23 protein-coding genes and 1 tRNA gene are annotated in these 24,570 nt (G+C 71.6%); 9 read left to right on the top strand and 15 right to left on the bottom strand.

The window, feature by feature from the left end:
* Positions 1 to 22 precede the first annotated feature (22 nt).
* Complete coding sequence (locus ACLBYE_RS03970; RefSeq protein ID WP_020093747.1) at positions 23 to 433, top strand: flagellar basal body rod protein FlgC; 411 nt, start codon at positions 23 to 25, stop codon at positions 431 to 433.
* Here the strand turns inward: ACLBYE_RS03970 and ACLBYE_RS03965 are convergent.
* From ACLBYE_RS03965 to ACLBYE_RS03955, 3 genes are all read right to left on the bottom strand, one after another.
* Complete coding sequence (locus ACLBYE_RS03965; protein ID WP_447693122.1) at positions 426 to 1,814, bottom strand: amino acid permease; 1,389 nt, start codon at positions 1,812 to 1,814, stop codon at positions 426 to 428. The genes ACLBYE_RS03970 and ACLBYE_RS03965 overlap by 8 nt on opposite strands.
* 115 nt (positions 1,815 to 1,929) lie before the next feature.
* Entirely contained in the window at positions 1,930 to 2,616 is a 687-nt protein-coding gene (locus ACLBYE_RS03960; protein WP_447693121.1) for a hypothetical protein, read from the bottom strand.
* The gene (locus ACLBYE_RS03955; RefSeq protein WP_447693120.1) at positions 2,613 to 4,622 is read right to left on the bottom strand and encodes a hypothetical protein; all 2,010 of its coding nucleotides are present in this window, start codon (positions 4,620 to 4,622) and stop codon (positions 2,613 to 2,615) included. Before ACLBYE_RS03955 ends, ACLBYE_RS03960 begins: the two co-directional genes overlap by 4 nt.
* 292 nt (positions 4,623 to 4,914) lie before the next feature.
* On the opposite strand from ACLBYE_RS03955, the gene rpsO reads away from it, so the two are divergent.
* The 3 genes from rpsO (at position 4,915) to ACLBYE_RS03940 (ending at position 8,018) form a co-directional block, all read left to right on the top strand.
* A complete protein-coding gene (gene rpsO, locus ACLBYE_RS03950; protein ID WP_012317943.1) occupies positions 4,915 to 5,184 on the top strand; it encodes a 30S ribosomal protein S15 in 270 nt (89 codons plus the stop codon).
* A 220-nt stretch (positions 5,185 to 5,404) separates the two neighbouring features.
* On the top strand, positions 5,405 to 7,624 hold the full coding sequence (pnp, locus tag ACLBYE_RS03945) for a polyribonucleotide nucleotidyltransferase (RefSeq protein WP_447693119.1): 2,220 nt from the start codon (positions 5,405 to 5,407) through the stop codon (positions 7,622 to 7,624).
* A 172-nt stretch (positions 7,625 to 7,796) separates the two neighbouring features.
* Positions 7,797 to 8,018 carry a YgaP family membrane protein gene (locus ACLBYE_RS03940; RefSeq protein ID WP_447693118.1) on the top strand — a complete coding sequence of 74 codons (222 nt, stop codon included), beginning with the start codon at positions 7,797 to 7,799 and terminating at the stop codon, positions 8,016 to 8,018.
* Positions 8,019 to 8,244: 226 nt separating this feature from the next.
* Here the strand turns inward: ACLBYE_RS03940 and ACLBYE_RS03935 are convergent, their stop codons facing one another.
* Positions 8,245 to 8,508 carry a GlsB/YeaQ/YmgE family stress response membrane protein gene (locus tag ACLBYE_RS03935; protein WP_010685302.1) on the bottom strand — a complete coding sequence of 88 codons (264 nt, stop codon included), beginning with the start codon at positions 8,506 to 8,508 and terminating at the stop codon, positions 8,245 to 8,247.
* Positions 8,509 to 8,689: 181 nt separating this feature from the next.
* On the opposite strand from ACLBYE_RS03935, the gene ACLBYE_RS03930 reads away from it, so the two are divergent.
* The gene (locus tag ACLBYE_RS03930) at positions 8,690 to 9,046 is read left to right on the top strand and encodes a RidA family protein (RefSeq protein WP_020093741.1); all 357 of its coding nucleotides are present in this window, start codon (positions 8,690 to 8,692) and stop codon (positions 9,044 to 9,046) included.
* Complete coding sequence (locus ACLBYE_RS03925) at positions 9,043 to 10,170, top strand: polyamine ABC transporter substrate-binding protein (RefSeq protein WP_447693117.1); 1,128 nt, start codon at positions 9,043 to 9,045, stop codon at positions 10,168 to 10,170. The genes ACLBYE_RS03930 and ACLBYE_RS03925 overlap by 4 nt, the downstream gene beginning before the upstream one ends.
* Before the next feature lie 25 nt (positions 10,171 to 10,195).
* Here the strand turns inward: ACLBYE_RS03925 and ACLBYE_RS03920 are convergent, their stop codons facing one another.
* The 4 genes from ACLBYE_RS03920 to ACLBYE_RS03905 form a co-directional block, all read right to left on the bottom strand.
* The gene (locus ACLBYE_RS03920) at positions 10,196 to 10,867 is read right to left on the bottom strand and encodes an ankyrin repeat domain-containing protein (RefSeq protein ID WP_447693116.1); all 672 of its coding nucleotides are present in this window, start codon (positions 10,865 to 10,867) and stop codon (positions 10,196 to 10,198) included.
* 205 nt (positions 10,868 to 11,072) lie between these two features.
* Positions 11,073 to 11,483, bottom strand: coding sequence for a DUF3597 domain-containing protein (locus ACLBYE_RS03915; protein ID WP_447693115.1), 411 nt, complete (start codon positions 11,481 to 11,483; stop codon positions 11,073 to 11,075).
* Positions 11,484 to 11,604: 121 nt separating this feature from the next.
* The gene (locus ACLBYE_RS03910; protein WP_447693114.1) at positions 11,605 to 11,928 is read right to left on the bottom strand and encodes a hypothetical protein; all 324 of its coding nucleotides are present in this window, start codon (positions 11,926 to 11,928) and stop codon (positions 11,605 to 11,607) included.
* 23 nt (positions 11,929 to 11,951) lie between these two features.
* Entirely contained in the window at positions 11,952 to 13,802 is a 1,851-nt protein-coding gene (locus tag ACLBYE_RS03905) for a DEAD/DEAH box helicase (protein ID WP_447693113.1), read from the bottom strand.
* A gap of 289 nt (positions 13,803 to 14,091) precedes the next feature.
* Between ACLBYE_RS03905 and ACLBYE_RS03900 the strand changes: the two genes are divergently transcribed.
* A tRNA-Tyr gene (locus ACLBYE_RS03900) sits at positions 14,092 to 14,175 on the top strand.
* Positions 14,176 to 14,192: 17 nt separating this feature from the next.
* Here the strand turns inward: ACLBYE_RS03900 and ruvC are convergent.
* Entirely contained in the window at positions 14,193 to 14,816 is a 624-nt protein-coding gene (ruvC, locus tag ACLBYE_RS03895; RefSeq protein WP_447693112.1) for a crossover junction endodeoxyribonuclease RuvC, read from the bottom strand.
* Positions 14,817 to 14,939: 123 nt separating this feature from the next.
* Entirely contained in the window at positions 14,940 to 15,260 is a 321-nt protein-coding gene (locus ACLBYE_RS03890) for a YnfA family protein (RefSeq protein WP_020093734.1), read from the bottom strand.
* 104 nt (positions 15,261 to 15,364) lie between these two features.
* On the opposite strand from ACLBYE_RS03890, the gene ACLBYE_RS03885 reads away from it, so the two are divergent.
* Complete coding sequence (locus tag ACLBYE_RS03885) at positions 15,365 to 16,345, top strand: tyrosine recombinase XerC (RefSeq protein ID WP_447693111.1); 981 nt, start codon at positions 15,365 to 15,367, stop codon at positions 16,343 to 16,345.
* Between the two features lie 189 nt (positions 16,346 to 16,534).
* Positions 16,535 to 17,356: a response regulator gene (locus ACLBYE_RS03880; protein WP_447693110.1), complete on the top strand. Its 822-nt coding sequence runs from the start codon at positions 16,535 to 16,537 to the stop codon at positions 17,354 to 17,356.
* Between the two features lie 158 nt (positions 17,357 to 17,514).
* On the opposite strand, the gene lpdA is transcribed toward ACLBYE_RS03880, so the two are convergent.
* From lpdA to ACLBYE_RS03855, 5 genes are all read right to left on the bottom strand, one after another.
* Entirely contained in the window at positions 17,515 to 18,918 is a 1,404-nt protein-coding gene (gene lpdA, locus ACLBYE_RS03875; protein ID WP_447693109.1) for a dihydrolipoyl dehydrogenase, read from the bottom strand.
* Positions 18,919 to 18,985: 67 nt separating this feature from the next.
* Positions 18,986 to 19,741 (bottom strand): SDR family oxidoreductase, encoded by a 756-nt coding sequence (locus tag ACLBYE_RS03870; protein WP_020093730.1) that lies wholly within the window; start codon positions 19,739 to 19,741, stop codon positions 18,986 to 18,988.
* Between the two features lie 7 nt (positions 19,742 to 19,748).
* Entirely contained in the window at positions 19,749 to 21,068 is a 1,320-nt protein-coding gene (gene odhB, locus ACLBYE_RS03865; RefSeq protein WP_447693108.1) for a 2-oxoglutarate dehydrogenase complex dihydrolipoyllysine-residue succinyltransferase, read from the bottom strand.
* A 50-nt stretch (positions 21,069 to 21,118) separates the two neighbouring features.
* Positions 21,119 to 21,418, bottom strand: coding sequence for a YciI family protein (locus tag ACLBYE_RS03860; RefSeq protein ID WP_042671905.1), 300 nt, complete (start codon positions 21,416 to 21,418; stop codon positions 21,119 to 21,121).
* 10 nt (positions 21,419 to 21,428) lie between these two features.
* Entirely contained in the window at positions 21,429 to 24,419 is a 2,991-nt protein-coding gene (locus tag ACLBYE_RS03855) for a 2-oxoglutarate dehydrogenase E1 component (protein WP_447693107.1), read from the bottom strand.
* Positions 24,420 to 24,570: the final 151 nt, after the last annotated feature.

Here is a 24,570-nt window from a genome sequence, read left to right as displayed (position 1 = left end):
TCGCCGTCGACAGGGCCCGCGCATGCCGGATACCAGCGCCCTCAACTCGGCCGCCGGCGCCCTGGCCGCCGGCCGGCAGGTGCAGAGCGGGCGGATCCGCGCGATCTCCGAGAACCTCGCCAACGCCGATTCGGTCCCGACCACCCCGGGCGGTGCCCCCTACGCCCGCAAGATCGCGGTGTTCGCCCCGGTGGCGGCCGACAGCCCCCGCGACCCGGTCGGCCGGATCGTCCGCGACACCACGGGCTTCCGCACCCGCTACGACCCGACCAATCCCGGGGCCGACCCGACCGGCTATGTCCGTCTGCCGAACGTCAACGTCGCGGTCGAATCGGCCGACCTCCAGCGGGTGGTCCGGAACTACGAATTGAGCCTGAGCGCCTCGGCCTCGATCAAGACGCTCGCGCAGGCCACCATCAACCTGATCAGCTGAGCCGGCCGTGCCGCCGGCCGTAGCCGGCGTAGATCGCGAGGCCGATCGCCAGCCAGACCGCGAGGCGGATCCAGGTGTCGGCCGGGAGCGACGCCATCAGCGTGACGCAGGACAGGATCCCCAGTCCCGCGATGAGGGTCACCGCCGGCACACGGAACGGGCGCGCCCGGTCCGGATCGGTCCGGCGCAGGATCAGCACCGTCGCGCAGACGAGGCAGAAAGCCAGGAGCGTGCCGATACTGACGATCTCGCCCAGGACGTCGATGGGCACGAGCCCCGCCACGGCCGCCGTGAACAGGCCGATCACCAGCTGGCTCGCCACGGGCACCCGCGTCACCGGATGGACGCGGCAGAAGATCCCCGGGAGCAGCCCGTCGCGGGCGATAGCGAAGAAGATCCGGCTCTGCCCGTAGAGGGCGGTCAGTGCCGAGGTGGTCAGGCCGATCAGGGCGCCGGCCTTGATGATCGTGGCGAAGCCCGTCAGGCCGATCACGTCGACCGCCTTGGCCACCGGGTCGGCGACGTCCAGGTCGCGATAGGGCACGAGTCCCGTGAGGACGGCCGCCATGGACACGTACAGGATCGTGGTGATCAGCAGCGACCCGATCAGGCCGACCGGCGCGTCGCGCTGCGGCGCCCGGCACTCGCCCGCGGCCGTCGCCACGGTCTCGAAGCCCACGAAGGCGAAGAACACCACCGCGGCGCCGCGGAACACGCCGCTCCAGCCATAGGCGCCGAAGGTCCCGGCATTCTCCGGCACGAACGGGTGCCAGAGTTCGGGCCGCAGATGGGCCATGCCGACGCCCACGAAGGCCAGGATGATCGCGACCTTGCAGGCGACCAGCAGGCCGTTGACCAGGGACGCCTCCGCGGTGGCGCGCATCAGCAGGGCGCTGAGCAGCAGCACGATCCCGGCCGCCGGGAGGTTGACGAGGCCGCCGGCGCCGGGCGCCGCGGCCAGGGCCGGCGGCAGGCGCAGGCCGAACTCCGCCGCGAGGGACTGCGCGTAGCCCGACCAGCCCACCGCCACGGTCGCCGCCGCCACGGCGAATTCGAGGACGAGGTCCCAGCCGATGATCCAGGCGGGAAGCCGCCCGAGGCTCGCGCGGGTGTAGGTGTAGGTCGATCCCGGCTCGGGGATCATGGCGGCCAGTTCGGCGTAGCACAGGCCGACGAGGCCGCAGGCGATGCCGCCGATCACGAAGGAGAGGCTGAGCGCCGGGCCCGCGTACTGCGCCGCCGCCGTCCCGGTGAGCACGAAGATGCCGGCGCCGATCGTGGCGCCGAGGCCGATGGCGACGAGGCCCGGCGCGGTGAGGCTCCGGGCGAGTCCGCGCTCCACGCTCGCCCGTTCACCCGTGGTCACCGCGGAGTCCGTCATCGCGTCCGTTCTCCCTCGCCCGGATCGTCACCCGGCACTTTTCATGCCCGGACGGCGGTCACCGCGGAACCGCCCGGACCGCTGCCGCACCGTCCTCATCCCGAGTCGATACAGCCTACCGCCGCACCGCGCCCGCGGGACCGGATTCAGGGGCCCAAGCGGGCGCTTCCGCGTCGCCCCCGCCGGGCGTGGACGGTGTGCCGGCGATCATCCGGGTGTCGGTTCGGAACGCCCGGGCGACGAGGCCGCAGAAGCGGATGAAGGCGCTGCCCTGCGGGGTGATGACGTAGCCGTCACCCGCTCGCGCGACGTTGCCGGAGGCCTGCTGCTCGGCCAAGCGCCGCTCCATCTGCCGGAACTCGCCGAGATAGACCCGCTCGAACACCGCCCGCGCCCGCTCAGGCGTGAAGTGCTCCGCGGGATGGGCGGCCATCTGGCCGAGCAGGAACACGCTGATCGACCGGTCGACCGTCACCGGCAGGATCACGAAGGCACTGAGGTTCAGGGACAGCGACAGGACGCAGGCGCCGAGGACGTCCCGCCGGCGCAATCCCCAGGCCCGGCCGAGCCCGGCCAGCGCCGCCGTGACCGCCAGGGTCAGCAGGAAGGCGACCGCGAGCAGGATCAGTCCGCGGTAGAACAAGATCGTCACGCCGGACCACAGATCCGTCTGGAACAGCAGCACGAAGCAGGCGAAGCCGACGACGACGGCGCCGGCCTGCAGCAGCGCCTGAGCGCAGAGCCAGCGCAGGGCCTGCCCGGCGCGCGGGCGGGCGGGTGCTGCGGGTCCGGGTTCAGTCACGGAGATCCTCCACGGAGAGCCTCGACCCGCAGGATCCGGACGAGCGGATCGGCGTAGACCGCGGGGCTGCGCCACACCCAGGAATCCGGGCTGCTCCAGGGGGCGTCCTGCGCGGTGACGACCAGGGCGCCGATCCCGGCCGCTTCGGCGCGCCGCCGCACCTCGGCGCCGTCCAGGCGGTCGCGGAAGATCGGCGCGACGTCGGCGAGCCGCGACGCCACGGCGTCCGGCGGGGCGCCGAACAGACGCGCCTCCGCGTCGGCCACCCCCGTCGGCTGGAGGCCGTAGAGCCCGAAATCGAACACCCGGTGCGGGACCGGCGATTGCTGCAGCACCAGGTCGCGGGGCAGGTGCGTGCCCGCCCAGGTGTAGGCCGCGCGTAGCGCCCGGTCGATATCGGGACGGCCGGCGAGGCGGGCGAAGGCGGGCCGATCCGAGGCGGGATAGGCGCGCATCCCGACGAAGCCGTAGAGGGTCGTCGCGTAGCCGAGGATCAGCAGTGCGGCGAGGAGGCCGGGGAACCGGAGCCGCCGCGCCTCGCTCAGGCGGGTCAGCGCCACCACGGTCCAGACCAGGGTCGCGACCTGCGCGAGCAGGACCACGCGCGCGCCGAGGTCGTTGTTGAGGATCGCCGAGCGCAGGAAACCGCCGAGGAGCAGGCTCGCCGCGGCGCAGAGCGTGAGCAGGCGCCCGGCCTCGCGCCCGTGCGCCTCCCGGCGGGGCACGAGGCGCCAGAACAGCAGCGCACCGGCGGCGCAGACCCCCAGGGCCGTGTAGTAGTTCAGCGGCAGGAGGATCAGGCGGAGCGCGCTCAGGGCCGGCTCGTCGACGAGGCCGTCGAGCGGCCCGAATCGCCGGATCGAGAACCGGATCGGCGCGCCGCCATCGGTCCGGTTGGCCAGCACGCTCAGCAGGTAGGGGGCGGCCAGCGCGGCGCTGAGCAGGCCGGCAACCGCCAGCCGGGCCGCGGCGCGCCAGCGGCGCTCCAGGCCGAGCAGCACCAGCCAGGCGCCAGCCGCACCCGCCGTGCCGAGGCAGACCCAGACGGACAGGCCCGCGCAGGCCGCGAAGGCGAGTGCGGCGACGCCGATCGCCGCCGCCTCCGCGCGCCTGTCCGGCCGCGTCCGGTCCGCGACCTCCGCCAGGGCCAGGAGTCCGAGCCACCCGGCCAGGGCGCCGGCGACGTGGTGCGGCACCCAGACCAGCGAGGCCGGCCAGTTGAGGATCTGCTCGTTCAGCCATTCCGGGACCGGCAGCCAGGTCCCGGAGGTCGCCCGGTCGGCGAGGACCAGCAGGATATCAAGACTTCCGGCCGGCAGCAGCAGCAGCACCGCGCGGCGCACGAGCCGGGGCACGGCGTCCGCGACGAGTCCGGTCGCGGCGAGGAGACGGTCGATCAGGCCGAGGAGCGCGAGGCCGGTCCAGAAGGCCACGCCCGCGAAGGCGGTCCGCCCGTCGACCAGCCGTCCGCCCGCCCAGTCGACCAGGGAGGTGAGCGTATAGAAGCCGTAATAGTAGCCCGCCCGCTCGGGCCGGGCGAAGAACGGGTCCACCGGCGGCAATCCGTGCTCGACGATCGCGCGGGTCAGGGCGGCGTGTTTGACGAGGTCGATGATCGTCACGGGCCGGTAGAGGGCGGTGCCGGTATCGACGTCGATCAGCGCGTAGGCCACGACGCCGAGCCAGAGCAGCGCGACGGCGAGCGCCGCCCGGTCGAGGGACGCGCGCAGGTTCCGCACGACCGGCCGCAGGGCGGCGAGCCCGAGGGCGCCGGTTGCGAGGGCCGCGACCGGGACGCCGCCCGCCTGGATCAGCAGGCTGTCGAGGGCCGGCAGGAGCCCGATCCCGAGGAGCGCCCCGCACAGGAGGCGGTCGCCGGGCCCGAGCGTGCGGAATCCGAGGATGCCGGTCAGGCCGCCCAGGGCGTAGCCCGGCAGGAGAACGAGGGGGATGCCGAGCAGCGTCGCGACGGCGACGCCGCACGCATCCGAGAAGGTGCCGTTCATCGCCGGGCCGCGTCGCGTGAGCGGTTCCGGGTTAGCACGGCGGCGTTAACCGTTCTTTGGACGAGCCCGGACAGCCGCGACGCGCCACCGCCGCGGCCCGCCCGGCTCGGGACTGGCATAACCGTCGGTTTCGTGTATGGATCGCGCGGCCTCGACCCGGGTTGCCGGGCGGGGCTTGAGCCGCTTGGCGCTGTGACCGTGCTGGACGACATCCCGGCACCGGCCGAACGCCGAGCCCGCGCGCGCCCGTTTGGGGCGCCGCATCCGACCAGCACAACCCGAAAGGCACGCGATGTCGATCACGGCAGAGCGCAAGACCGCGCTCATCAAGGAACACCGCAAGGACGCCAAGGACACCGGCTCCCCGGAGGTCCAGGTGGCGATCCTCACCGAGCGGATCACCAACCTGACCGGCCACTTCAAGACCCACGGCAAGGACAACCATTCCCGCCGCGGCCTCCTGAAGCTGGTCTCGCAGCGCCGCTCGCTGCTCGACTACGTCAAGCGCAAGGATGAGGCCCGCTACCGCGCCCTCATCGAGCGTCTCGGCATCCGCCGCTAAGGCACCCTCGCGCGGTTCCGGGCCCGGCCCGGGGCCGCGTTTCACCATCGCGGGCTGCCGGAATGGGTCCGGCCTCCCGACAAACGGGCCGCTTCGAGGCGCCAGCGTCGGGGCAGGATCGCGAGACACTTCGCCGAGGATGTTCCGGCGCAGTGTCTCGCCGTCTTGCCCCCGGGCGGCGCCGGGCTTGGGCCCGCCGCAGGCAAGGAAGAGATTGAGAATGTTCGACGTTCAACGCGAAGAGCTGATGTGGGGCGACCGCAAGCTCGTCCTGGAGACCGGCAAGGTCGCGCGCCAGGCCGACGGCGCCGTCATCGCCACCTACGGTGAGACCTCGGTGCTCGCGACCGTGGTCGCCGCCAAGGAGCCGAAGCCCGGCATCGACTTCATGCCGCTCACCGTGAACTACCAGGAGCGCGCCTACGCCGCCGGCCGCATCCCGGGCGGCTACTTCAAGCGCGAGGGCCGTCCCTCCGAGAAGGAGACCCTGGTCTCCCGCCTGATCGACCGCCCGATCCGCCCGCTCTTCATCGACGGCTGGCGCAACGACACGCAGGTCGTCGTCACCGTCCTGACCCACGACCTCGAGAACGATCCCGACATCGTCGCGATGGTCGCGGCCTCGGCGGCCCTGACCCTGTCGGGCGTGCCGTTCATGGGCCCGATCGGCGGCGCCCGCGTCGGCTACATCAACGGCGGCTACCGGCTGAACCCGCTGGTCACCGAGACCAAGGAAGAGTCGAGCCTCGACCTCGTCGTCGCCGGCACGCAGGACGCGGTGCTGATGGTCGAGTCGGAGGCCAAGGAGCTCTCCGAGGAGGTGATGCTCGGCGCCGTGATGTTCGGCCACAAGCACTTCCAGCCGGTGATCGAGGCGATCATCCGCCTCGCCGAGAAGGCCGCCAAGGAGCCGCGCGACTTCAAGGCCCCCGAGAACGCCGACGTCGAGAAGGCCGTTCTGGAAGTCTGCGAGGCGGAGCTCCGCGCCGCCTACACCAAGACCATCAAGCAGGAGCGCTACGCCGCCGTCGACGCCGTGAAGGCGAAGGTGATGGCCGCCCTCTGCCCCGAGGGCGCCGAGAAGTTCCCGGCCGAGAAGGTCAAGGCCGCCTTCAAGGAGGCCCAGTCGAAGGTGGTCCGCTGGAACATCCTAGACAGCGGTGCCCGCATCGACGGCCGCGACGTGAAGACGGTCCGCTCGATCCTCTCCGAGGTCGGCGTGCTGCCCCGCGCCCACGGCTCGGCCCTGTTCACCCGCGGCGAGACCCAGGCCCTCGTGGTCGCCACCCTCGGCACCGGCGAGGACGAGCAGTTCATCGACGCGCTGGAAGGAACCTACAAGGAGCGCTTCCTGCTCCACTACAACTTCCCTCCCTACAGCGTCGGCGAGACCGGCCGGATGGGCTCGCCGGGGCGCCGCGAGATCGGCCACGGCAAGCTCGCCTGGCGGGCGATCCGCCCGGTCCTGCCGCCGGCCCACGAGTTCCCGTACACGATCCGCGTCGTGTCGGAGATCACGGAGTCCAACGGCTCGTCCTCGATGGCCTCGGTCTGCGGCGGCTCGCTGTCGCTGATGGATGCCGGCGTGCCGCTGCGCCGCCCGGTGGCGGGCATCGCCATGGGCCTCATCCTCGAGGGTGAGCGCTTCGCGGTCCTGTCCGACATCCTCGGCGACGAGGACCACCTCGGCGACATGGACTTCAAGGTGGCCGGCACGGACGAGGGCGTCACCTCGCTCCAGATGGACATCAAGATCGCCGGCATCACCGAGGAGATCATGAAGATCGCCCTCGCCCAGGCGAAGGACGGCCGCGCCCACATCCTGGCCGAGATGGCCAAGGCCCTGACGGCCGCCCGTCCGGAGCTCGGCGAGTACGCCCCGCGCATCGAGACGATGCAGATCCCGACGGACAAGATCCGCGACGTGATCGGCACCGGCGGCAAGGTGATCCGCGAGATCGTCGAGAAGACCGGCGCCAAGATCAACATCGAGGACACGGGCGTCGTGAAGATCGCCTCGGCCGACGGCAAGGCGATCAAGGCGGCCTACAACTGGATCCGCTCGATCGTGGCGGAGCCGGAGGTCGGCGTGATCTACGACGGCACGATCGTGAAGTGCATGGAGTTCGGCGCCTTCGTGAACTTCTTCGGCGCCAAGGACGGCCTCGTCCACATCTCGGAGCTCGCCGCGAACCGCGTCGCCAAGGTGACGGACGTCGTCAAGGAAGGCGACAAGGTCAAGGTGAAGTTCCTCGGTCAGGACGACCGCGGCAAGATCCGCCTGTCCATGAAGGTCGTCGACCAGCAGACCGGCGAGGACATCACCGAGAAGGTGAAGGCCCAGCGCGACGCCGAGCGGGCCGAGCGCGGCGACGAGCCGCGCGAGCCCCGCGAGGGCGGCCGCCACCGCGGCGAGCGCCGCCGCGAGGCCGGCGAGTAAGCACGCGGGACGCCCGCGCCGGCCTCGGCCGGCGGGATTGTCTCAGATGGGCGCGGTCCTCCGGGGCCGCGCCCTTTTCGTTGCGCCGCCGGGAGGGGGCTCCGCCGGCCGTCGGCCGGGAACGGGGCGCCGGATGCCGCGTTCCCCCGCGACTTCCCAACCGGAGACCCTCATGGCCAACGACATGATGCACGACATCTTCAGCGGGCAGCCGAACCTGTCGACGACGGAGCGCGCCGTCTCGGTGACGCTGGGCCTCGGCATCGCCGCCGCCGCCGCGCAGCCCCGTCCCAACAAGCTCCTGAGCCTGCTGGCGCTCGTGGTCGGCGTCGGGCTGGCGGTCCGGGGTGCGACCGGCCACTGCGCCGTGAAGGCCGCGTCCGAGCATCTCTGAGCCTCAGCCCACGGAGGGCTTCGGCGCCTCCGTCTTTGCGAGCGCAGCGAAGCAATCCAGGCAGCGCGACGTTCGACATCGTCGCGCTGCCCTGGGTCACGTCGCTGCGCTCGTGATGACGGAGGAGCGCTCGAGTGGGCGCTCCCGACCGGAATGCGGCTGACCGACAATGAGAAAGGGGCGCCCCGCGGGGCGCCCCTCGTCGTATCCAGACCTGCCGGACGGGTCAGTAAGTGGTGGTGCGGCGCCCGGCGATCATGCCGTAGATGAACAGCACCACCACGGCGCCCACGATGGCACCGATGAAGCCCGCGCCCTGGTTGGGCCCGTACCAGCCGATGGCCTGTCCCAGGAAGGTCGCCACGAAGGCGCCGACGATGCCGAGGATCGTGGTCAGGATGAAGCCGGCGGGCTCGTTCGGGCCCGGCATGATGAACTTGGCGATGACGCCGGCGAGAAACCCGATGATGATGGTCCAGAGAATACCCATGACTGACCCCGAGGCGTGATTGTCGATGGCGGCAGAACGCTTCGAGGCCCGCGACGGTTGCCCGCACCCGGCCACCGATGACGATTTTCCTCGGGTTCCCGCGGCGCGTGCGCGCGCGGCCCTTTACGGCCAGGCCGGTGCGGCGGCAGATACGCCGGTTCTCGAGGATGTGGAGACGGGTATGGACATTCAGCGGATCGAGCCGGGCAAGCGGATGTCGCAGGCCGTCACCTTCGGCGACATGGTCTACCTCGCCGGGCAGGTCGCGTCCGACACGGTCGGCACCGGGGTCACGATCCAGACCCAGCAGATCCTGTCGGAGATCGACCGGCTGCTCGCCGCGGCCGGCAGCGACAAGGCGCGGATCCTCTCGGCCACCATCTACCTCGCCGACATCGCGACGTTCGCGGAGATGAACGCCGCCTGGGACGCCTGGGTGTCTCCGGAGAACGCGCCGGCCCGCGCCACCGTCGAGGCCAAGCTCGCCGCGCCGGAGTACCTGGTCGAGATCGTGATCGTGGCCGCGAGGAGCCGGTGATCGGCCCGCGCCGGACCGTCCTGGCGGCGGCCGCGGCCGTCCTCGCGGGAGGGCTCCTGGCGGTCCTGCCCCTCGTGCGGCCGGCCCCGGCCGCCGAGGAGCGGGTCGTCAACATCTACAACTGGTCGGACTATATCGACCCGCAGGTGCTCGAGGCCTTCACCCGCGAGACCGGGATCAAGGTCGTCTACGACACCTACGACAACAACGAGATCCTGGAGACCAAGCTGCTCGCCGGCCGGTCGGGCTACGACATCGTCGTGCCGTCGGGGCCGTACCTGCAGCGGCTGATCCGGGCCGGCGCGTTCCTGCCCCTCGACAAGTCGAAGCTGAAGAACCTCGGCAATCTCTGGCCCGAGGTGACCAGCCGGCTGGCGGCCTACGATCCCGGCAACACCTACGCCGTCGACTACATGTGGGGCACGACCGGCATCGGCTACAACGTCGCCGCCGTGCGCGAGCGCCTGGGCGCCGGCGCGGCCGTGAATTCGTGGTCCGTCGTCCTCAATCCCGCCTCGGCCAACAAGCTGAAGGAGTGCGGGATCATGATGCTCGACAGCCCCGAGGACCTGATCCCCAGCATGCTCCCGGCCTTCGGCGCGAAGGCGGATTCCAAGCGCTGGGACGATATGACCCTGGTGACCGACGCCCTCTACAAGGTGCGCGGCGCCGTGCGGAAGTTCCACTCGTCGGAATACATCCAGGCGCTGGCCAACGGCGATATCTGCCTGGCCGTCGGCTATTCGGGCGACATCATGCAGGCCAAGCGCCGGGCCGAGGAGGCCAAGAACGGGATCGACATCGCCTACGTCGTGCCGAAGGAGGGCGCCCTGATGTGGTTCGACACCTTCGCGATCCCGAAGGATGCCGCCCACCCGGCCGAGGCGCTGGCCTTCATCGACTACATGATGCGGCCCGACGTGGCGGCGGCCAACACCAACTTCGTCTCCTACGCCAGCGGCAACCTCGCGGCGAAGAAGTTCGTGAAGCCCGAGATCCTGAGCAATCCCGGCATCTACCCGGACGAGGCGACGATGCAGCGCCTGTCCATCAACACCGCCTGGGACGACCGCACCCAGCGGTTCGTCACCCGCCTCTGGACCCGGGTCCGCACCGGGCGCTGACGCGGATCGGCGTCGGAGGAGTCCGTTAGCGTTCCGGATCCGCCGGCACGCCGCGGCTGGCGAGCCACGCGCGGACCGCCGCGCGGGTCTCGCGCCCGGACTCGTTCAGCAGGCGATCGGGGGTGGTGAAGAAGTACGGCTGGAAGGTCTTCCGCTGCGCGTTGCGCAGCGTCGGGTCGATCCCGGCCTCGAGCAGCCTCAGCACCCAGGGATTGGCCGCGCCGACCTGCGCGGCCACATGCAGCAGCGAGTTACCGGTGGCGTCGACCCGGTTCAGGTCCGCACCGGCCCGCAGCAGCAGCGCGATCTGCGCCTCGCGCCGGTTCTGGACGGCGCGGAACAGCGGCGTCCACTGACCGCGCGGGCTCACCGGGTCGACCGGCGCGCCGTGGCGCAGCAGGATCTCCAGGTAGGTCGGGTCCTCGACCATCGCCGCCATGTGCAGCGCGGTCTCCTGATCGAGTCCCGGCATAGACGGGTCCGCCCCCGCGTCGAGCAGGGCCGACACCGCACGCGGCCGCGCGTTCCAGATCGCCCATTCGAGCAGGGTGAGGTTCCGGTCGCCGCGGACGGAGAGATCCAGGTCGGGGGCCAGCGCGGCGATGCGGGCCACGTCACCGCGGGCGACCGCCGCGGCGATCGCGGCGAGCGGGGACGCCTCGAAGGCGCCGCTGTGCTCCCCGGTCGGGGTCTCCATGACCATTCGCTCCTCGACGCCGCCTGATTCGGCGCTGCGTGACGCGGGTCATGTGACCGAGAAAGTTGGAGGCGCCGCAAGGCCTCCTCGGTAAGTGTCGCCCCCGGGATCGCGCGCCGGCGCGCGATGTGGTCGAGAAACGACATCGCCACGGCGCCGGTCGAGGCCGTCCGCGGCGATGCTCGTCGATACCGGAATCGGCGCCCTAGTGCTTCAGATCGTCCGGAACCTTGCCGCCGTTCTCGGCGAGCTTCTGCATGACCTGCTTGTGCAGCCAGATGTTCATGCTGGCCGAATCGTCCTTGTCGCCGGTGTAGTGGAGCTCGTCGGCGAGTTGCTTGCGCGCGGCGAGGCCGGAATCGAGGCCCAGCAGCTTCATCAGGTCGACGATCGAGTGGCGCCAGTCGAGCGTCTGCGGGTTCTTCTCGGCGAGGCCGGTGAGCACCGCCGCGACGTCCACGGGCTCACTGCCGCCGGCCGTGCCGGGGGTCGACGTGGAGGGCGTGCTCGTGCCGGCCTGACCGCCGGAGCCGGCGTTGGGCGCGGGGGCGGCGTCCGCGGTGCCGCCACCGAACGGATGGAGGATCTTGCTGACGATGCTGCCGAGGAGGCTCATGGATCCGCTCCGATAATCGAGGCCCGATCTCCGCGCCGGGCGGCCATTCAACTGGCTGTGAGCCTTGGCGTTCCGCGATTCGGCGGGCTCGGGACGGTCGGCGCGGCGCGGCCCGGAGCGATCACGACCTCGGCCAGAGGGCGAGGACGAGCGCGGCCCGCTCCTCCGCGAGCGTGCCGTCCGGGACCGGGCGGCCCGCGCGGGCGTACCAGTAGCGCGCGTTGCCGTCGTCGCCCTCGACCCGGTGGAGATGGGCGTGGACCCAGGCCGCGTCGGACCCGCCGGCGTCCTGGACGAGGCGGTGCGCCCGCTCCCAGGCGGCGGAGGCCGGGCCGGACGCGTCCCGGGCGAGCCACCAGAGCGCGGCGAGCGGGGCGTCCCAGGCGCTCGGCGGCTCGGACGCGGCGAGTGTCGCGGCGAAGGCGGCGGGGAGGCTCTCGGTCATCGCTGTCTCCTTCCCGGGTGTTTCTAGCGGCCGGCGGCGCGCTCCGGCTGCCAGCGTCCGCGGCGCTGCCGGGCGGACCACGCGTAGCGGGCGTCGCCGTCGAGGCGGTCGAGATGGTCGGAGAGGCGGTTGCGCTCCAGCCAGGACAGGGCCGCCTCCAGCTCCGGGAGGGTCATGGTCGCGCGGCCCTTGCCGAGCACGCGCTTGAGAACGGCGTTGTAACGGTGGGCGAGGTTGCCGCCGCGGGGCACGCGCAGGGAGGTCTCGTCCTCCACCGCCTGGGCCGCGACCGCGGCGGCGAGCCGCTGGCGCAGGGTCCGCTCGGTGACGGAGGGCGGTTCGGGCGCGGGCGCCGCGGCGACCGGTTCGGGGAGGCGCGGGCGCAGCAGGGCGTAGCGCATCCCGATCGCGTTGCTCTCCAGGGGCGTGATCCCGCCGGGCTCGTCGTCGCGCCAGCGGGTCCGCTCGGGCACGACGGCGCTGGCCGGCCGCTCGCGGGGTGGCCGGACGCTGCTGCCCTGCTCGGTCTCGAGTTCGAGGCGGAACCGCGCGAAGAGCGGGTCGTCGGGATGGAAGATCAGCGCCTGCTGCCCGTCGTAGGGGCCGGCATGGGGGTCGACCCGGGTGGCCCGGGCGAGCATCTGCTCGAGCCAGGGCCGCGAACGGATATGCGTCAGGGCCGCGACCACCGCGACCTCCGGGGCGTCGAGACCCTCGTAGGCCATCGCCACCGTCACCAGCACGGCCGGCTCCGGCGTGAGCCGGAACGCCGCCAGGGCCGCGTGGGCGTCGCCCTGACCGGAGGTCGCGAGACGGACGTCGCGCGCGCCCTGCCCGGCCGGCATCCAGTCGCGCAGGGTCGCGAGATAGGCCCGTGCGCTCGCCTGATCGGGCGCCACCACGAGGAGCTTGCCGAGCCCCCGGGCCGGTTCGCCGGGCGGGAGATCGCGCTCCGCACGGCGCCGGGCGCGCAGGCGCTTCGTGGCGAAGAACGCCTCGCTCAGAAGGTCGCGGGCGAAGCCGGTCCGCAGGGCGGTGAACAGCGCCGGCCGGGTGGTGATCCGGACCGCGCCCGCGCCGAGCCGGTGCGGCCCGACGCGCGGGCTGTCGCCCGCGATCCGGCCGCCCTCCAGCCAGCTCGCCTCGCCGTCGAGGGCGCCGAACGTCACCGGCAGCACCGCCCGCTCGGCCAGCGCCTGCGCCCGCGAGTAGCCGATGACCGCGAGGCCGGTCGCGTCGAGATCGAGTTCCGGCCCGCGGCCGGGTGCGGCGGGCTGGTACGGCAGCCCGAGGATTCGCCGCCCGTCCGCCCGCTCCAGCGTGCCGGACAGGTACAGGCGCACGGTCGCCGCCTCCATGACGGGCAGCATCGCGCGGGACCACGCCCCCGCCTCGGCATCCTCCGCGGAGGTCTCGTCTGCGCCCGGGCGACCGGGGACCGGCAGGTGATGGACCTCGTCGACCACCAGCAGGGTGCGGTGCGCCCGCGCCTCCGCGAGGTGGAGCGCCGGGGCGGCGGCGACCGCCTGATAGGTGGTGACGTAGCCGGCCAGGCCCCGCGCCGGGTCGCGCTCGTTGTCGGCGGCCCGGACGTTGAGGGCGTGCCCGAAGGCCGCGCGCCACAGCGGGTCGGCGAAGGCTTCCTCGGCCTGCAGCCGCAGGGAATCCCGCGGCACCACCCAGACCACGCGCTCGACGAGCCCCGCCTCGATCAGCCGGTGCGCGGCGATGACCGGCAGCAGCGACTTGCCCCCGCCCGGCGTGACCGCGGCCAGGATCTTCCGGACATGGGCCGCCTCCCCGCTCGCCATGGCCGCGACCAGGGCCATCAGCGTGCGCTGGTGCGACCGCAGGGACGGGGCGGGACGGGTCAAGGGCCGGCGAAGCAGGGCGACATCGCCACACCGTGGCCGATCCGGATTCCTTTGTGAATCCCCGGGGTCGCGGAACGTTCGCGTTTTCGTCCCAATGGCGGAGCCCCGGTTACCGCGAGGCCGGAAGAGGGCCGACTCGGGACGCGCCGCCGCCCGGATCGCGGCGCTGCCGATTGAAACCGCCCCGCTCTCCACGATTGCCGCGTCCGGCGAGGCGGATCGGTGCACCATAAGCGTTGACACCCGGCCCACCCCTCACCATAAGGGCGCCGCGGGCGATGCCCGCCTTGGGGGAATGTCCCGAGCGGCAAAGGGGGCGGACTGTAAATCCGCTGCGTAAGCTTCGTAGGTTCGAGTCCTACTTCCCCCACCAAGTTCTTCCTGATCCCGTCAGCCTTGTTTCGCCAGCGCGGCCTCGATGCGCGCGGCCGCGGCGGCCGAGAAGCCCTTCCCCTCGAGCCCCTGTCCCGCGGCCGCCTGACCGGTGAGCGAGCGGCGCTTGCCGCCCGGAAGATGCGCCCGCCGCAGCGCGTGGGCGTCCCGGTGACTGGCATGGGTGATCGCGATGGCCAGCGCGTCGGCGGCGTCCGCGACGCGGAACTCGGCCTTCGGCAGGAGGAAGCGGACCATCGCCTGGATCTGCACCTTCTCGGCGTGGCCGGAGCCCGCGACGGTCTTCTTGATGAGGTTGGGGGCGTACTCGAACACCGGCAGCCCGGCGAGGGCCGGCACGAGCAGCGCCATCGCCCGCGCGTGGCCCAGCTTGAGCGTCGCCTGGGCGTCCTTGTTGACGAAGGTCTCCTCCACGGCGACCTCGTCGGGCCGCACGGCCTCGACGACGCGGCCGATCCCCTCGAACAGCTCCCGCAGGCGCAGGGCCAGCGGAAGCTCCCCGTCGGAGGTCACGATCCCGCAATCGCCGTAGGTGAGCTTCGTGCCCTGCGCGGTGATCAGGCCCCAGCCGGTGCGGCGGAGCCCGGGATCGATCCCGAGAATGCGGACGGCGCTGGTCATGGGGCTCCACGGCTCGGTGAACGGCCCGAGGCTGCCGTACGTATCGTGAACGCTTGGTTTCACCAAGGTTCCGATCGCGGACGCGGTCGGCCGTGGCCGGCCCGGCACGGTGCCGGGTCGAGCTCACCCTCGGCGACCGAGGAGGATCAGCGCCGTTCCGGCGAGGCAGACCGCGCTGCCCGCGAGGTCCCAGCGGTCGGGCCGCTGGCCCTCCGCGAGCCACAGCCACAGGACCGAGGCCGCGACGTAGACGCCGCCGTAGGCCGCGAAGGCGCGCCCCGCCGCGGGGCTGTCCACGAGGGTCAGGAGGGCCGCGAAGGCCGCCAGCGAGGCGAGGCCCGGCAGCGCCCACCAGGCCGACCGCCCGAGCCGCAGCCAGGCCCAGAACGCGAAGCAGCCGGCGATCTCGGCGAGGGCGGCGGCCGCGTAGGCGAGGAGGGTCATCGCGTCAGCTTGGCACGGAGCGCCGCGCGGGACGAGCCCGGCCCCGGCGGCGGACCGCGGGCGGCATTAAGCTCCCGGCAAGGAGGATCCGGTCGAGTGTCGCCATGAGCACGCATGCGAGCACCCGCGAGACCCAGGACGACCGGCTGCTATTTCCGGGGGACGCCCGCCTCCGCGACGCGGTCCTCGCCTGGATCGAGGCGCTGGCGCGAGAGCGGCGGATGTCGTCCAACACCGTCGAGGCGTACGGGCGCGACCTCCGTCAGTTCCTCCACCACCTCGCGTCCCGCCAGGGGACGCCGACGATCCCGATGCTGATCGGGCTCAAGGTGCGGGACATCCGCGGCTTCATGGCCGCGCGCAGGGCCGACGAGGTCTCCGGGCGCTCGCTGATGCGCATGCTGGCGGGTCTGCGCTCCTTCGCGCGCTTCCTCGAGCGGGAGGGCTTCGGCACCGTCTCGGCCCTGGGCGGCGTGCGCTCGCCCAAGGTCCCGCGGCGGCTGCCCCGTCCCCTGCCCGTCTCCGCCGCGGTGGCGCTGACCGATACCGCGATCCGCGCCGGCGAGGAGCGAGAGCCCTGGGTCCTCGCCCGGGACGCCGCCGTGCTGGCGCTGCTCTACGGCGCGGGGCTGCGCATCTCCGAGGCCCTGGGCCTGACCCGCCGTGACGCACCCCTGCCCGGCGTCGATCAGGTCACCGTGCTCGGCAAAGGCGGCAAGCAGCGCATGGTGCCGATCCTGCCCGTCGTGGCGCAGGCCGTGGCCGACTACGTCGCCGCCTGTCCCCTGCCGCTGCCGCCGGAGGGGCCGCTGTTTCTCGGTGCCCGGGGCGGCCCGCTCTCGCCGCGCATCATCCAGTACACGGTCGCGCGCGCCCGCGGCGCCCTGGGCCTGCCCGAGAGCGCCACACCGCACGCCCTGCGGCATTCCTTCGCAACCCATCTGCTGGCGCGCCAGGGCGAACTCCGGGCGATCCAGGAACTCCTGGGCCACGCCTCGCTCTCCACGACGCAGCTCTACACACAGGTCGACGCCGCCCGCCTCATGAGTGCCTACGCGGCCGCCCATCCGCGGGCCAGCCATTGAGCAAGATTGCTAAAAACTTCGACTTCGAGAGCGTTCATCATCGCCTATAGGCGCGTCTTCCCGTCCGCCCAGTGCAGAATCCCGCTCTTTAAGAGCTTCGTCACGATCTTCAGCCAATATGGGCAACGAACGGGATGGGGTTGGGCGGGCGTCATGGATCTTCAGGATGGGAGGGCGCCGGCACGTGTCGTGATCGCGGATTGCGATCCGGGCCGCCGCGTCTCCCTGAGAGAGATCGTCCTGCGGTTCGATCCCAGCGCGGTGATCGATGAGGCGACCTCGGGTCAGGCGCTCTGCGACATCCTCCTCCGCCACCGTCCCACCCTGGCCTTCGTGGGAATGCAGCTCGACGATCTCAGCGGCCCCGAAGCCGTCGCCGTCGCGCGCCGGGCGGGTGCGGAGCCCCCCTGCCTCGTTCTGGTAGCGACCCGCGTGCTGCCGCAGTGGCAGGAGATCGCCACGAGCCTCGGCGCCTACGAAGTCCTGAAGACGCCCCTCGACCCGAGCCATATCGAGCCGCTGCTCCACGCGGATGCCCGCCGTCGCGCACCGACCCGGGCCCTGCTCGCCTGCTCGACTCCGGCTGGGCGGTCGGCCATCAGCCGCGTCGTGGCGCGCAGCGGGTTCGCGATCGAGCTCGACGAGACGGATGACGGCCGCCACGCCCTCAAGCAGCTGAAGCTCGCCGCCTACGACTTCGCCTTCATCGACGTGAAGCTCGGCGGCATCGACGGGCTCGAACTGGCCTGCCAGATCCAGCCCCTCGGCCTCCCGACGCGGATCACCCTGCTGACCACGTCCGAGCTGGAGCCCGTCGCCCAGGCCGGCCGCTACTTCGGCGTCGACGCCGTGCTGCGGATGCCGTTCTACGCCCGCGACATCGACCTCGCCCTGCACAACGCGCTGGGCCTGCGGCGGCCGTATCTGCTGAACGCCCTGACGGCGCCGCCCGCGCCGAGCGCGCTGCTGCGGATCGCCGACCTGCCGAATTCCAGGCGCAAGATCGCCTGACCCCGCGCCGGTTCGTCGCTCTGCGGGCCACTCAGGTTCGAGGCGCGCGGCGTGTGACGGTGCGCGAAGGCCCCCTCTCCCGCGCGGGCGAGGGGGCCTTCTCACAGGCGGTCGAGCCCGCCGAGATATCAATCCGCGCCGCCGTGGGCCTTCGCCCGTCAGACGTGGATGGCGCGCTTGTTGACCGCCAGCGCGGCTTCCTTCACGGCCTCGGTCAGCGTCGGGTGCGCGTGGCAGGTGCGGGCGATGTCCTCCGACGAGGCGCCGAACTCCATCGCGACCGCCACCTCGGCGATCAGGTTGCCAGCATCCGCGCCCACGATGTGCACGCCGAGCACCCGGTCGGTCTGGGCGTCGGCCAGCACCTTCACGAACCCGTCGGTGGTGCCGTTCGCCTTGGCCCGGCCATTGGCCGTGAAGGGGAATTTGCCGGCGTTGTAGGCCACGCCGTCCTTCTTCAGCTCCTCCTCGGTCTTGCCGACCGAGGCGACCTCCGGGAACGTGTAGACCACGTTCGGGATCACGCCGTAATTCACGTGGCCGGACTGGCCGGCCAGCATCTCGGCGATCGCCACACCCTCGTCCTCGGCCTTGTGGGCGAGCATCGGGCCGGCGATCACGTCGCCGATGGCGTAGATGCCGGTGACGTTGGTGGCGTAGTGGGAATCGGTGAGGATCCGGCCCTTGTCGTCCCGCTGGACGCCGACCGTGTCGAGGCCGAGGCCCTCCGTGTAGGGCGTCCGGCCGATGCAGACGAGGACCACGTCGGCCTGCAGCGTCTCCGCCGCGCCGCCCGCGGCCGGCTCGACCGTGACCGTCGCGCCGCCCTTCTTGCCGACCTCGACGCCCGTCACCTTGGTGGACAGCTTGAAGGCGATGCCCTGCTTGGTCAGGATCCGCTGGAACTGCTTGCCGACCTCGCCGTCCATGCCCGGCAGCACCCGGTCGAGATACTCGACCACGGTCACGTCGGAGCCGAGCCGGCGCCAGACGGAACCCAGCTCCAGCCCGATCACGCCGGCGCCGATGACGAGGAGCTTCTTCGGCACCCGGTCGAGTTCCAGGGCGCCGGTGGAGGAGACCACGACCTTCTCGTCGATGGTGACGCCGGGCAGGCGCGCCACGTCCGAGCCGGTCGCGATGACGATGCTTTTCGTCTCGAGCATCTGGTTGCCGCCGTCCTCGGCGATGACCTCGACGCGGCCGGCGCCGGCGATCCGGCCGGTGCCGTGGAAGGTGTCGACCTTGTTCTTCTTGAGCAGGAACTCGACGCCCTTGGTGTTGCCGGCGACGCCCTCGGCCTTGAAGGCCATCATCTTCTTGAGGTCGAGCTTCGGCGTGCCGACGTCGATGCCGAGATCTGCGAAGTGCGTGTTGGCTTCCTCGAAGGCCTCGGACGCGTGGAGCAGGGCCTTGGACGGGATGCAGCCGACATTGAGGCAGGTGCCGCCGTGCGTCGCGCGCTTCTCGACCACCGCGGTCCGCAGGCCGAGCTGCGCCGCGCGGATCGCGCAGACGTAGCCGCCGGGGCCGGTGCCGATGACGACGAGATCGTAGGACATGAGGCTTCGCTTCCGCTCGGTCGTGCCGCGTGCGAGACGGGCAGGGAATGTCAGGTGGGGCTTGGCCTCAGCGGCCGCCGCCGATGTCGAGGATGGCGCCCGTGGTGTAGGAGGCCTCGTCCGAGAGGAGCCACACGATCGGTGCGGCCACCTCCTCGGCGGTGCCGGCCCGCTTCATCGGGACGCCGGGGCCCAGACGCTCGACCCGGTCGGGCTCGCCGCCGCTGGCGTGGATCTCGGTGGCGATGATGCCGGGCGCCACCGCGTTGACGCGGATGCCGTCGGCGGCGACCTCGCGGGAAAGTCCGATCGTCAGCGAGTCGATGGCGCCCTTGGAGGCCGCGTAGTCCACGAACTGGCCGGGGCCGCCGAGGCGCGCCGCCACCGAGGACAGGTTGACGATCGCGCCCCCTGCCCCGCCGCGCTTGATCGACATGCGCCGCACCGCCTCCCGCGCGCACAGGAAGCTGCCGACCACGTTGGTGGTCATCATGCGCTGGAGGCGGGCGACGCTCATGTCGGCGACGTCCGACTTCACGTCGACCACGCCGGCATTGTTGACGAGCGCCGCGAGGCGGCCGAGGCCGTCGGCCGCCTTGAACAGGGCGATGACGTCGGCCTCGTTGCCGACGTCGCCCTTCACGGCGAGCGCCCGTCCGCCCTTGGCCGCGATCGCGTCCACCACGCCCTGCGCGGCGGCGGCGTCCGACACGTAGCTCAGGCAGACGGCGTAGCCGCGCTCCGCCAGGAGGAGCGCCACCGCGCGGCCGATGCCGCGGCTGCCGCCCGTGACGATCGCGACCCTGTTCTCAGCGCTCGACATGGCTGCCTCAGAGGTCCAGCACGAGGCGCGCCGGATCCTCCAGCGCCTCCTTGACCCGCACCAGGAAGGTCACGGCCTCCTTACCGTCGACGATGCGATGGTCGTACGACAGGGCGAGGTACATCATCGGCCGCGCCTCGATCTTGCCGGCGCGGACCACCGGGCGCTCCTCGATGCGGTGCATGCCGAGGATGCCCGACTGCGGCGCGTTGAGGATCGGCGTCGACATCAGCGAGCCGTAGATGCCGCCGTTGGTGATCGTGAAGGTGCCGCCCTGCATCTCCTCGATAGAGAGCTTACCGTCGCGGGCCTTCTTGCCGAAGCCGGCGATCTTCTTCTCGATCCCGGCGATCGACAGGTCGTCGGCGTCGCGCACCACCGGCACGACGAGACCCTTATCGGTGCCGACCGCGATGCCGATGTGGTAGTAGTTCTTGTAGACGAGGTCCTGCCCGTCGATCTCGGCGTTGACCGCCGGCACGTCCTTGAGGGCGCCGATCACCGCCTTGGTGAAGAAGCCCATGAAGCCGAGCTTCGTGCCGTGCTTCTTCTCGAAGATGTCCTTGTACTGGCTGCGCATCGCCATCACGGCCGACATGTCGACGTCGTTGAACGTCGTCAGCATCGCCGCGGTGTCCTGCGCGTCCTTCAGGCGGCGCGCGATGGTCTGGCGCAGCTTCGTCATGCGCACGCGCTCCTCGCGCGCGGCGTCGTCCGGCGCCGAGGGCGCGCGCGGCAGGGTCGGACGGGCCTCCTTGGCGGGCGCCGACGGCGCCGGCCCCTTGGCGATGGCGCCGAGCATGTCGCCCTTCGTGACGCGTCCGTCCTTGCCGGACCCGCTCACCGACGACGGGTCGACACCCGATTCCCGGGCGAGCTTGGCCACCGCCGGGCCGTTGTCGCCGACTGGGCGCTGCTGGGCCGCCGGGGCGGCGGCATCGCCGTGGTTGCCGTAGCCGGCCGACGATTCCTGGGCCGGCGCCTCGGCCTTCGCGGGCGTGGCGGCCTTCGGGGCCTCGCTCCGGCTCTCGGCCTTGGTCTCGGCGGTCTCCTTCGGGGCGGCCTTCTTGGCCGTGCCGCCGCCGGCTCCGGCCTCGACGATCGAGCCGAGCAGGGCACCGGGCTCCACGGTCTCGCCGTCCTTGACCAGGATCTCGCCGAGTTCGCCGGCCGCCGGGGCGTTCACCTCCAGGGTGACCTTGTCGGTCTCGAGCTCGACGATCGGCTCGTCGGCCGCGACCGTGTCGCCGGGCTTCTTGAACCAGCGGCCGATCGTGGCCTCGCTCACGGATTCGCCGAGGGTCGGGACGAGGATGTCGGTTGCCATGCTCTCTTCTGCCCCGCGGGGGGGCCTCCTCTGGATGTCGGGCCGCGACGTCAGCGCCGCAGGATCAGGGATGGAACGGGCGAGACGGTGTACCGGAAGCCTGCCTGCGCCATCAGGACGGGATCTGCTTCGCCGAGCGCCTCGGCCCGGGCCGCGTCGTCGGCCTCGACCAGGGCCAGGCCCCAGGTGCCGCCGGACTCGAAGACGGGTCCGACCGCGATGGCGGTGCCGGCGGCTGCCTGCTCCATCCAGTAGCCGGAATGCGCCGAGAACAGCGCCTTCTCGGCCTCCGTCGCGTCGAACGGGAAGCTCGGGCGGGGCGGTTCCAGGCGGAGCAGGAAGTAGGCCATGGCCGGACGATCAGACCGCCAGGGCCTCGTTGAGGAAGGCCTGGAGCTGCGCCTGGTGCTTCGACATCTGGCCGACCGCCGTGGAGGCGGAGGCCGGACGGCCGACGTAGCGGGCGCGCTTCACCGCGGAGCCGGCTTGGCCGAGCACCCACTCGAGGTAGGGCTCGACGAAGGACCAGGCGCCCATGTTCTTGGGTTCCTCCTGGCACCAGATCACGTCGGCGTTGCGGAACCGGGCCATCTCGTTGGCCAGCGCCTTCAGGGGGAACGGGTAGAGCTGCTCGACGCGCATCAGGTAGATGTCGTTGAGGCCGCGCTTCTCCCGCTCCTCCAGCAGGTCGTAGTAGACCTTGCCGGAGCACAGCACGACGCGGCGGATCTTGTCGTCGCGCACGAGCTTGTTCTGCGCGCCCTCCTCCTCGGCGTCGTCCCAGAGGACGCGGTGGAAGGTCGAGCCCTCGGCCAGCGCGTCGAGGTTCGACACGGCGCGCTTGTGGCGCAGCAGCGACTTCGGCGTCATCAGCACCAGCGGCTTGCGGAAGTCGCGCTTCAGCTGCCGGCGCAGGATGTGGAAGTAGTTCGCCGGCGTCGTGACGTTGGCGACCTGCATGTTGTCCTCGGCGCAGGCCTGGAGGTAGCGCTCCAGGCGGGCCGAGGAGTGCTCGGGCCCCTGGCCCTCGTAGCCGTGCGGCAGCAGCAGCACGAGGCCCGACATGCGCAGCCACTTGCGCTCGCCGGACGCGATGAACTGGTCGATCACCACTTGGGCGCCGTTGGCGAAGTCGCCGAACTGGGCCTCCCAGAGGACCAGGGCGTTCGGCTCGGCGAGCGAGTAGCCGTACTCGAAGCCGAGCACCGCTTCCTCGGAGAGCATCGAGTTGATGATCTCGATCGCGGCCTGCCCCTCGCGGATGGCGTTGAGCGGCGTGAAGCGCTGCTCGTTCTCTTGGTCGATCACCACCGCGTGGCGCTGCGAGAAGGTGCCGCGCTCCACGTCCTGACCCGACAGGCGGACCCGGTTGCCGTCGAGGAGCGTCGCCCCGAAGGCCAGGGCCTCGGCGGTCGCCCAGTCGATGCCGACCCCCGTCTCCACCGCCTTGGCGCGGTTGTCCATGAAGCGCTGGATCGTGCGGTGCAGGTGGAAGCCGGGCGGCGCCTGCGTGATTCTGCGCCCGATCTCCTGCAGGGTCCCGGCCGGCACGGCGGTGCGGCCGCGGCGCGGGTCGTCCACGTCCTCGTGCACGGCCTTCACGCCGGACCAGCGGCCGTCGAGCCAGTCGGCCTTGTTCGCCTTGTAGTTGTTGGCGACGTCGAGCTCGCTGTCGAGCATCCCGCGGAACTCGGCCTTGCGGGCGTCGAGCGCCTCCTGGGTCACCGAGCCGTTCTCGACGAGCTTGCGGCCGTAGCTCTCCAGCACCGAGGGATGCTTGCGGATCCGCTGGTACATCTTCGGCTGGGTGAAGGCCGGCTCGTCGCCCTCGTTGTGGCCGAAGCGGCGGTAGCACAGCATGTCGATCACGACCGGCTTGCCGAACTTCTGCCGGTACTCGACCGCAACCTTGGCGGCGAAGGTGACGGCTTCCGGATCGTCGCCGTTGCAGTGGAAGATCGGCGCCTCGACCATCTTGGCGACGTCGGACGGGTAGGGCGAGGAGCGCGAGAAGCGCGGATCGGTCGTGAAGCCGATCTGGTTGTTGATGATGAAGTGGACCGAGCCGCCGGTGCGGTGGCCCTTCAGGCCCGACAGGCCGAAGCACTCCGCCACCACGCCCTGGCCCGCGAAGGCGGCGTCGCCGTGGATCAGGAGCGGCAGCACCGTGCGGCGCTCGATGTTGGGCTTGGCCCACTGGTCCTGCTTGGCGCGGACCTTGCCGAGCACCACCGGGTCGACGATCTCGAGGTGGGACGGGTTGGCGGTGAGCGACAGGTGGACGTTGTTGCCGTCGAAGGCGCGGTCCGAGGACGCGCCCAGGTGGTACTTCACGTCGCCCGAGCCCTCGACCTCGGCCGGGGAGGCCGAGCCGCCCTTGAACTCGTGGAACACCGCCCGGAAGGGCTTGGCCATCACGTTGGTGAGCACGTTGAGCCGGCCGCGATGGGCCATGCCGAGCACGATCTCGCGCACGCCCAGCGCGCCGCCGCGCTTGATGATCTGCTCCAGCGCCGGGATCATCGCCTCGCTGCCGTCGAGGCCGAAGCGCTTGGTGCCGGTGTACTTGAGGTCGAGGAATTTCTCGAAGCCCTCGGCCTCGATCAGCTTGTTGAGGATCGCCCGGCGCCCCTCGGGGGTGAAGGAGATCTCCTTGTCCTTGCCCTCGATGCGCTCCTGGATCCACGCCTTCTCGGCGGGATCCGAGATGTGCATGAACTCGACTCCGAGCGTCTGGCAGTAGGTCCGCTCCAGGATGCCGACGATCTCGCGGACCGTGCCGAACTGCAGGCCGAGGACGTTGTCGAGGAAGATCGGACGGTCCCAGTCGGCCTCCTCGGTGAAGCCGTAATGCTGCGGGTGCAGCTCCTCGTGGTCGCCCCGCGGCGCGAGCCCCAGCGGGTCCAGCTTGGCGTGCAGGTGGCCGCGCATCCGGTAGGAGCGGATCAGCATGATCGCCCGCACCGAATCCTTGGTCGCCTGCTCCACCGACACGCCGGTGGTGGCGGTGACGCTGTCCTGCGGCTTGCCGGGCTTGGGCTCCTTGGCTTCCCGCGCGACGATCTTGTCGCCGATCGCCTTCTCCAGGGCGCCCCAGTTGCCGTCGAGCGCCGAGACCAGCTCGCCGTTGAGCGGCACTGGCCAGTGCGGCTTCTCCCAGGAGGCGCCGGCGGCGTTCTTCTCGACCAGGGTCTCGTCCTCGCCGAGCCCCTTGAAGAAGGTCTGCCACTCCGGATCCACCGAGGACGGGTTGCGGGCGTAGGCCGCCTGCAATTCCTCGATGTAGGCGGCGTTGGCGCCGTAGAGGAACGAGGTTTCGAGGAGCGCTTCGTTCACGTCCTGGCGTGCCATGGTGCGTCCATCCTGATCGCGCGGGCAGGCTCCCCTGCCCTCCGGGCTCCCCGTCAGCGCGGCGGAGCGCCCTCGAACCGAAACGGGGCGGGTGACCGCCCCGCTGAGATCGTCTGCACGCCCGATCGGGGCGTTGCGGCCCTGCGACGGC

The organism is Methylobacterium sp. A52T, from assembly GCF_053346095.1.
Note: the sequence above shows the minus strand (reverse complement) of the source record. Positions and strands in the feature narration are given on the sequence as shown.